Origin of the sequence: Leptospira yasudae (assembly GCF_003545925.1) — a bacterium.
In the GTDB taxonomy this organism is placed as follows: Bacteria; Spirochaetota; Leptospiria; order Leptospirales; family Leptospiraceae; genus Leptospira; species Leptospira yasudae.
In genome coordinates, this window is the sequence record NZ_QHCU01000023.1 from 1 (window position 1) to 585 (window position 585).

The window sequence follows — 585 nt, forward strand, 5'->3', positions numbered from 1 at the left end:
ATTTGCGTATGTGGATTCGAATGGGAATTTGGTCTTCCAGCAGTGTTTTGTTGCGGGGACGTTGGTTCATACGAAGAACGGCTTAGTTCCAATTGAACAAGTTAGAGCTGGAGATTTGGTTCTTTCCTACAACGAGTTCGGAGAAGAATTGGAATACAACCGAGTTCTCAAAACGTATGTTCGGCAAACGGAGACAATCTACAAACTAACTTATGAAAACGGAAGAATCGTAGAGACGACAGCGAGTCATCCATTCCAGATTGAAGGCAAAGGTTGGGTAGAAGTGAAAGACTTGCGAGTGGGAGACAGATCAATCCTTTCCAACGAGAAGACACTTTCGATTACATCGATCGATATCGAAGAGAGAGAAGAGACGGTTTACAACTTAAAAGTAGAGGATGCTCATACTTACTTTGTCACCGAAGACGCGATTCTGGTTCACAACGCGAATTACAATTCCGAGACAGGAATTTTTGATACGAATCGTTTTACATTAGAAAAAGCTGACCCAACAATATTGAACAAACTGTTCGTATCGTCCTCCGAAAGTCCGAGTCTCTTTGACAAACTATTAAACAAACTTGG

General features: G+C 41.7%; 1 protein-coding gene. It reads left to right on the plus strand.

Annotation, left to right across the window (positions count from 1 at the left end; genetic code table 11):
* Positions 1–10: 10 nt before the first annotated feature.
* A partial coding sequence (locus DLM76_RS21405; protein WP_241548339.1) for a polymorphic toxin-type HINT domain-containing protein occupies positions 11–585 on the plus strand: 575 nt, incomplete at its 3' end.